A 7,705-nucleotide genomic window follows, 5' to 3' on the forward strand; every position below is an offset into this window, starting at 1 on the left:
TTGGCTGAACCGCTTGAGCTAAGCGGATTGAAAACAAGGCACGCGCCAAAACTGGCGCAACCCAGATAAGGACGACGACATGAAAACCTTCCCAATGTTCTTGCAAATGCAAGGTCGCCGCGTTGTCATCGCTGGCGGCGGCGAGCAAGCAGCGCAGAAATGTCGTTTGATCCTAAAAACTGATGCGGCGATTATGATCCTTGCGCCTGCTCTTGATCCTGAGTTGAGCGATCTTCATGCCCAAGGGCGTATCGACTGGCAGACTGGTGCGATCACCGCAGCTTCATTCGCAGACACGTCGCTTGTGTTTATCGCAAGCGGATGCCCTGGTGTTGATGCGAGTTTGCACAGCGTTGCGAAGGCCGCTGGGGCGACGGTCAATGTTGTGGACCAGCCGCATCTTTGCGATGCCTTGACCCCCTCGATTGTGGATCGTTCCCCTGTCGTTGTTGCGATTGGCACGGAAGGCACCGCTCCTGTGCTCGCGCGGCAAATCAAGACCCGTATGGAACAGGCGCTAGAGCCGCGCCTTGGTGATCTGGCAGCGCTCGCTGGACGCCTGCGTGATCGCGCTGCAGCGCGTCTTGGTCCGCGTGATCGTCGCGATCTGTGGCGCTGGGTGTTTTCTGGCCCCGCACGTGAAACTCATGCTCGCGGCGGGGAACGCGAAGCGGCGCAGATGATCAAACATGCCATAGATGCCGCTGATTTCGGACTTGAGGCCGAAGGCTCGGTCGCGCTTGTGGGCGCGGGTCCGGGGGCAAAGGACCTGATCACTCTGCGCGGTGTTCAACGTCTGCAAGAAGCGGATGTCATCTATTATGATCGTTTGGTCGATCCAGAAATTCTGGAACTTGCGCGCCGCGATGCGGAGCGTGTCTATGTCGGCAAAGAACCTGGTTGCCATCATTGGCCACAAGAAAAGATCTCTGGCGTCTTGGTTGCATCTGCGAAGCAGGGAAAACGTGTCGTGCGTTTGAAATGTGGTGATCCGGGAGTTTTTGCACGCGGTGCGGAAGAAGTAGACGCGCTGGATGCGGCAGGCATTTCCTATGAGATTGTGCCGGGCGTGACCTCGGCAAGCGCCGCTTCAGCTGCTTTGGGCGGTTTTCTGACAGAGCGGGGAACCTGTGACACGTTGGTGCTGGCAACGGGGCAATCCAAGGATCAAGGAAAAGACCCAGATTGGATGAACATGCTCAACCCCGGAACACGGGTTGCTGTTTATATGGGCGTGGGAACTGCTGACAAAACCGCGCAACACTTGATTGATGCTGGCTTAGATACCCAGATTGAGATCGATATCGTTTCGCGGGCGCAACAAGCGGATCAAGTGATCGCGAAATGCCGCCCCTCAACGTTGGTCGAGACAATCGAAAATAACAACATTGCCAATCCGGCGATCTTGTTTCTGACTTGGCCAAACGATCTTGGCCAAGCGGAAACAAAGGGTGAGCTGGTTAAGCTGCTTTAAGCCAAGAACTGTTTAGTGAACTGAATTCGTCTCTAAGTTCCTGTTGCTTTGAGTTCAGGTGACTGGCGGAAATTGCGCACTAGAAAGTCAACGAAGACGCGGATTTTTGGTGCCAGATTTCGACGATCTGCAAAGATCACCGCGATGTCAGTGCTGGGCGGCGCATATTCCGGCATCACATGGACCAATTCACCGCTCAGGAACTTCTGATCGGCCATGTAGCGCGGCAAACGCGCAATCCCGAGGCCAGCCAAGGTCGCGCGATAGATCACATCGGTGCTATTGCCTTCAAAACTACCTTGCGCGACAAACCGATCGTCACATGCATTAGGCGTTGTACGCCAAGAGTTTCGGCTGTTTTTCCCCGAAATACGAAGGCAATTGTGCGCTTCAAGATCGTCGAAGCTGTGGGGCATACCATTGCGCGCGATATAGTCAGGCGCAGCGCAAAGCACGCGATGGCTCTTCATTATGCGGCGTAACATGATGTCGGGACGCTGATATTGTTCGGCGAAACAAATTGCTGCGTCAAATCCCTCACTCTGCAAATCCACATCCCTGTCGGTCACATCAAGAGAGACCTCAATTTCGGGATATTCTTCCATGAATTTTGGTAATGCGGGAATGAGTTGAGATTTGCCAAAGGCAACGCTTGAGGCAATTCTGAGCTTACCGCGTGGGATGCCGTCCAAATTAAAGACGAGGGCTTTGGCTTCGTGATACTTTTCCGCCATATCACGGCATTTTTCGTAAAAGGCCTGACCCTCTTGCGTCGGGAGAACGCCGTTGCGTGTTCTATTGAGCAATCGATAGCGAACTTGATCTTCCAATACGCTGATTTGCTTGCTCACAGCGGAGGGCGTTTGTCCCATTTGCCGCGCTGCAGCAGAGATGCTGCCTTTCTCTACAACAGAGGCAAAAATCAGCATTTGAGAGGCGATTTCCATAGTTTTTGATCTTTCTATGCCGAAATGACATAGCCGGTATGCCAATTATCTGAGTTGTTAGCGTTAGCGCTGTGTCGTACTTCTGCAGTGCAGCATGAGTTCTGCATAGCAGCAAGACACGAGGAAACAACATGGCATTTGTACAATCAAACAATGTGCTCGACGTCACTTTCGAGGCTAGCCGCACATTCTTTCATCAGAAGTTGGAGCAGATGCGCGTCAATCGCGCCCGTCGTAAAGTTTACAAACAAACGCGCTCTGAACTTATCTCCCTAAACGACCGCGAACTCGCGGATCTTGGAATTCCACGCGCTTCTATCCGGCGCATCGCAATGGAGGCGGCATATGACTGCTAATTCAAATGTAACTGCGTCAGGCCTTGACCACGCAATCCATCACCCAGTTGCAGCGCTCGTTGGTATTTTCGCAAAAATCGGCAACGGCTTGTCAACGATGACGAAAAGCATGCAACACGCGCGTATGATCTCAGCGTTGAATTCGCTGACTGATCACCAGCTTTCAGAGGTCGGTATCAAACGCTCTGAGATTGCTGACTACGCTAACAAATTGATGGCGAATGAATAAACTGATCGGCCTCGCGCTGAAGATACAAACGGCCTTTGCGTGATTTTACGCGATTGCACAGAACAGTGTTGGTACTCGCTCCTCCCAGAGTATGCCAACACCGGCGACGACACCCAAGGGTGTCAAAGCAAGACGAGCCAGCATCACCTCCTCCTCCCATAGATGCTGGCTCATTTTGCTTCCAACACTCCCAAAATTTTTGCAAAAGTGAATCCGGTTTCGGTCTCGAAACGGGATTTTGTCGTAAACAATTGCGCAATTCATGCCATAGCCCTTGATCATTGGGGGCAGAGGCTGTGAAAAGACATTATTTAGCTCGTATCCTCTAACGACTTCTGGGAACGGCAATCTATTGATGGGACTGCGCAAAGATGTTTGAAACAAAAGAAACTTCGCCGATTGAAGGCCAAAAGCCAGGCACGTCAGGGCTTCGCAAGAAAACCCGCGTGTTCATGGAACCGAAGTTCCTGGAAAATTTCATTCAAGCAACCTTTACCGCGATTGATGGCGGCGATGGAAAAATGTTGGTTGTTGGCGGTGACGGTCGCTATTTTAACAAAGAGGCGATCCAGACCATTCTCAAGATAGCTGCTGCCAATGGCGTGGCGAAGGTCATCGTTGGTCAGAATGGTATTTTGTCTACGCCCGCAGCGTCTCACCTGATCCGCCTAAATGGTGCCGATGGTGGTTTCATTCTGTCCGCGAGCCATAATCCGGGCGGCATCGATGAAGATTTTGGCGTCAAATACAACGCCCAAAATGGTGGCCCTGCACCTGAAGGACTGACCGAAAAGATGTTCGCGGCAACGTTGAGCATTACAGAATACAAGATCGCTGCTGTAGATGACGTTGATTTATCTGCAATCGGAACGAGCGATATGGCTGGAATGATGGTGCAAGTCGTAGATTCCGTCGAAGACTATGCGCGCCTTATGGAAGAGCTGTTCGATTTCGAAGCGATCAAAGCCATGTTCCAAGACGGATTCACAATGTGTTTTGATGCGATGCATGCGGTGACCGGCCCTTATGCCCATGCCATTTTGGAAGACCGCCTTGGCGCGCCCAAGGGCACTGTCAAAAATGGTATCCCGCTCGAAGATTTTGGCAAAGGCCATCCTGATCCCAATCCGATTTGGGCAAAACCGTTGATGGATTTGATGATGTCCGATGCGGCCCCTGATCTTGGCGCGGCGTCTGATGGCGATGGGGATCGCAACATGATTGTTGGACGTGGGATCTATGTGACGCCCTCCGATAGTTTGGCAATGTTGGCCGCGAACGCGCATTTGGCACCTGCTTATAAGGGTGGTTTGTCTGGGATCGCTCGATCCATGCCGACCAGCGCGGCCAGCGACCGCGTTGCCGAAACCTTAGGCATTGGCGCATATGAAACGCCGACAGGATGGAAATTCTTCGGCAACCTGCTCGATGCCGGCAAGGTCACGATCTGTGGTGAGGAAAGCGCAGGCACAGGCTCAAACCATGTTCGCGAGAAAGATGGTCTCTGGGCTGTGCTGCTCTGGCTGAACATTTTGGCCGTGCGCAAACAATCGGTTCTCGATCTGGTCAACGAGCACTGGACGCGCTTTGGACGCGATTATTACTCGCGCTATGATTTCGAAGCTGTCGAAAGCGACAAAGCCAATACGCTCATGGATAATTTGCGCGCGGCTTTGCCCGAACTCGCGGGGCAGAGCGCGAATGGCTTAGCTGTCAGTTCTGCGGATGAATTTAGCTATGATGATCCTGTCGATGGCTCGGTCAGCCTCAATCAAGGCATTCGTCTTGGGTTTGAGGGCGGGGGACGCGCTGTCTTCCGACTGTCTGGAACAGGGACGCAAGGCGCGACTTTGCGGCTGTATTGTGAGCAATATTCAGGACTTAACGGCGATGTCGCGAAAGACACACAAGTGGCGCTGAAAGGCGTGTTTGGGGCCGCGCTTGAGTTTAGCAAGATGCAAGACACCATCGGACGCATCACGCCAGACGTGATCACTTAAGCGCTTTTGCGCGACAAGGTTCCGAATTCGTGATTAATAATGCGCCAAAGACTGGCGAAACTGGGAGACAATGAAATGCGGACGAAAGCAGCTGTTGCCGTTGCGGCGGGAAAACCGCTTGAAGTAATGGAAGTGAACCTCGAAGGCCCGCGTGCGGGCGAGGTTTTGATTGAAGTCAAAGCGACAGGTCTGTGCCACACAGACGAATTCACCCGTTCTGGCGATGATCCTGAGGGTATTTTCCCAGCAATCCTAGGTCATGAGGGCGCAGGTGTTGTCATCGAAGTCGGCGAGGGTGTGACAAGCCTCGAAGTCGGCGATCACGTGATCCCGCTGTACACCCCGGAATGCCGCGAATGCGAGTATTGTTTGAACCCTAAGACCAACCTGTGTCAGTCGATCAGAGCAACCCAAGGCGCAGGGCTTTTGCCTGACGGCAGCACGCGCTTTTCGATGCTTGATGGTACGCCCATCCATCACTACATGGGCTGCTCCACTTTCGCGAACCACACGGTTGTACCAGAAATCGCACTCGCCAAAGTGCGCAAGGACGCGCCGTTCGACAAGATTTGTTACATTGGCTGCGGCGTAACGACGGGCATCGGCGCTGTGATCAACACGGCCAAGGTTGAGATCGGCTCCACCGCGATTGTCTTTGGTTTGGGCGGCATTGGCCTGAATGTTATTCAGGGTCTACGCCTTGCCGGCGCGGATCAAATTGTCGGCGTTGATTTAAACGCGGGCAAGGTTGAAATGGCGACGCATTTTGGCATGACGGACTTCGTAAATCCGTCCGAAGTTGAGGGCGATCTGGTTGCGCATTTGGTCGAACTGACAGGCGGCGGTGCTGACTATACCTTTGACGCGACAGGCAATGTCGGCGTCATGCGTACCGCGCTGGAAGCGGCACACAAAGGCTGGGGCGAAAGCATCATCATCGGTGTGGCCCCCGCGGGCGCAGAGATTTCCACGCGCCCCTTCCAGCTGGTGACGGGCCGTTCATGGCGCGGCACAGCGTTCGGCGGCGCTTCTGGTCGCACAGATGTCCCCAAGATCGTGGATTGGTACATGGACGGGAAGATCGAGATCGATCCGATGATCACGCACAAGTTGAAGTTGGAAGATATCAACCACGGCTTCGACCTTATGCATGAGGGCAAATCAATCCGTGCCGTTGTGGAATTCTAAAGTAATCACAATGTTTTAAGTAAAGGGCCGGAGGCGTTCCTTCGGCCCTTTTTCTATTCAAGGATATCGAACATCGCTTTGATTTGAGCGTCTTGTTCCGAACTGAGATAGTTTGGATGGTGGTCATTGAGAACGGTTTTCGCACGTGCGTTCGCACGGCTCCAAGCATCCTCCGCGCCGTTTTCTTCCCACGTTCGCGGCTGTTCGCGATCCGCGAGTTTCGGATAATGATAATCGCGCTCCATCGCGGCATGGGTTTGATCCGACCCCAAGAAATGCCCGTCGCCCAAGATAGATGCGCAGATAGTTTCAAACCCCAAATTCTCCTCGTTGACCTCGACGCCCCGTAGCGTGCGGTAGGTCATGGCATGCATGTCATCATCTAAAACAAACGCCTCAAAGCTGGCCCCAAGTAAGGCGGCCATCATGCCTGAGCTTTCATAGATTAGGTTGCCCCCAGCCAAAGCTGCGGCAAGCGATGTCATCCCTTTTTCAACGCCATATTGCGCATCAATCGCTTTGGCGTCGGTCATTGAGCAGGCCACTCCAGAGGGCAGGCCGAGCCAATTGGACAGCTGCGCCGAAGCTGCGTTGAGCAGGGTGGTTTCGCCGCCGCCGCCAGCAAACGCGCCAGTGCGCAAGTCGATGACCAAGGGCCAGTTGGAAAACACCATCGGAAAGCCGGGCGAGATGACGTTGACCATCACAAGGCTCGCTAAGGTCTCTGCCAAGGACTGGGCGAGAAAGCCCGCGAGCGTGGCAGGGGCTGTCGCGCCCGCTTGGGCGGCTGTTATGCACGACATGGGAATGTTATGTTCGATGCATTTATAGACCACATCCACAGCGTCCTCGCCGTACCGCATGGGAGAGATTACAGGGCTGATATGTGTCTTGATAAAGGGGCGTTTGGCAAATTCGCCAACGCCGCCCGCAGCAATGTCGAGCATCGCAACAATCGGATCAACGTGATCTGCCAAAGTGAAGGCCGTCGCGACGGGTTTTGTTGTGTTTTTCAGCAGCGCATAGGCCGTGTTCACATCAAGATCGAGTGGTTCGGGAACGTCCGTTGCGATGCAACACCGCGTGAACCAAGCAACGTTGTCGAGCGTGTCTTGCAACCTCGTGAAATCGTGCAAGTCCTTGAGAGTGGAGGGGCGATAAAGGCCGCTATCTATGTCCAAGGTGTTTACAGCGGCGCCGCCTGTGCCAAAAAACACGCGATCCCCACCAACTTCGATGGACCGATCAGGGTCACGGCCATGTAGCACAAAGGACTTTGCCGCGCGTGCAATCGCATCTTCGACTAGCGCATTTGGCAGGCCAATGCGCCCATTGCCAAGATCATTGGCCCCAGCGGCTATGAGATCGTTCCAAAGGCGTTGTGGAACCTCGCCCATGCCGAGCTCTGCGAGCAAACGAAGCGCCGTTGAATAGATGTCGCGAAGGTCTTTTTCACTCAGCGGTCGATAAAGGCCACCAGCTTGGCCTGGCGGCGCTGGGTTTATTGCGGG

7 protein-coding genes are annotated in these 7,705 nt (G+C 53.8%); 5 read left to right on the forward strand and 2 right to left on the reverse strand.

Features of this window, described 5'->3' with window-relative positions:
- Positions 1 to 79: 79 nt before the first annotated feature.
- Positions 80 to 1,474, forward strand: coding sequence for a siroheme synthase CysG (gene cysG / locus ABJQ89_RS13850; RefSeq protein ID WP_348496779.1), 1,395 nt, complete (start codon positions 80 to 82; stop codon positions 1,472 to 1,474).
- A gap of 32 nt (positions 1,475 to 1,506) precedes the next feature.
- On the opposite strand, the gene ABJQ89_RS13855 is transcribed toward cysG, so the two are convergent.
- Positions 1,507 to 2,421 (reverse strand): LysR family transcriptional regulator, encoded by a 915-nt coding sequence (locus ABJQ89_RS13855; protein WP_348496780.1) that lies wholly within the window; start codon positions 2,419 to 2,421, stop codon positions 1,507 to 1,509.
- A 131-nt stretch (positions 2,422 to 2,552) separates the two neighbouring features.
- On the opposite strand from ABJQ89_RS13855, the gene ABJQ89_RS13860 reads away from it, so the two are divergent.
- The 4 genes from ABJQ89_RS13860 to ABJQ89_RS13875 all read left to right on the forward strand — a co-directional run bounded on the left by ABJQ89_RS13860 (position 2,553) and on the right by ABJQ89_RS13875 (position 6,194).
- Positions 2,553 to 2,777 (forward strand): DUF1127 domain-containing protein, encoded by a 225-nt coding sequence (locus ABJQ89_RS13860; protein ID WP_348496781.1) that lies wholly within the window; start codon positions 2,553 to 2,555, stop codon positions 2,775 to 2,777.
- On the forward strand, positions 2,767 to 3,006 hold the full coding sequence (locus ABJQ89_RS13865) for a DUF1127 domain-containing protein (protein ID WP_348496782.1): 240 nt from the start codon (positions 2,767 to 2,769) through the stop codon (positions 3,004 to 3,006). The genes ABJQ89_RS13860 and ABJQ89_RS13865 overlap by 11 nt, the downstream gene beginning before the upstream one ends.
- 371 nt (positions 3,007 to 3,377) lie before the next feature.
- Entirely contained in the window at positions 3,378 to 5,006 is a 1,629-nt protein-coding gene (locus ABJQ89_RS13870) for an alpha-D-glucose phosphate-specific phosphoglucomutase (RefSeq protein ID WP_348496783.1), read from the forward strand.
- 75 nt (positions 5,007 to 5,081) lie between these two features.
- Positions 5,082 to 6,194 carry an S-(hydroxymethyl)glutathione dehydrogenase/class III alcohol dehydrogenase gene (locus ABJQ89_RS13875; protein ID WP_348496784.1) on the forward strand — a complete coding sequence of 371 codons (1,113 nt, stop codon included), beginning with the start codon at positions 5,082 to 5,084 and terminating at the stop codon, positions 6,192 to 6,194.
- A 53-nt stretch (positions 6,195 to 6,247) separates the two neighbouring features.
- Here the strand turns inward: ABJQ89_RS13875 and ABJQ89_RS13880 are convergent.
- Positions 6,248 to 7,705: trimethylamine methyltransferase family protein (locus ABJQ89_RS13880; protein ID WP_348496785.1), on the reverse strand; the 1,458-nt coding region annotated here is incomplete at its 5' end.

The organism is Planktotalea sp., from assembly GCF_039984035.1.
Lineage (GTDB): Bacteria > Pseudomonadota > Alphaproteobacteria > Rhodobacterales > Rhodobacteraceae > Planktotalea.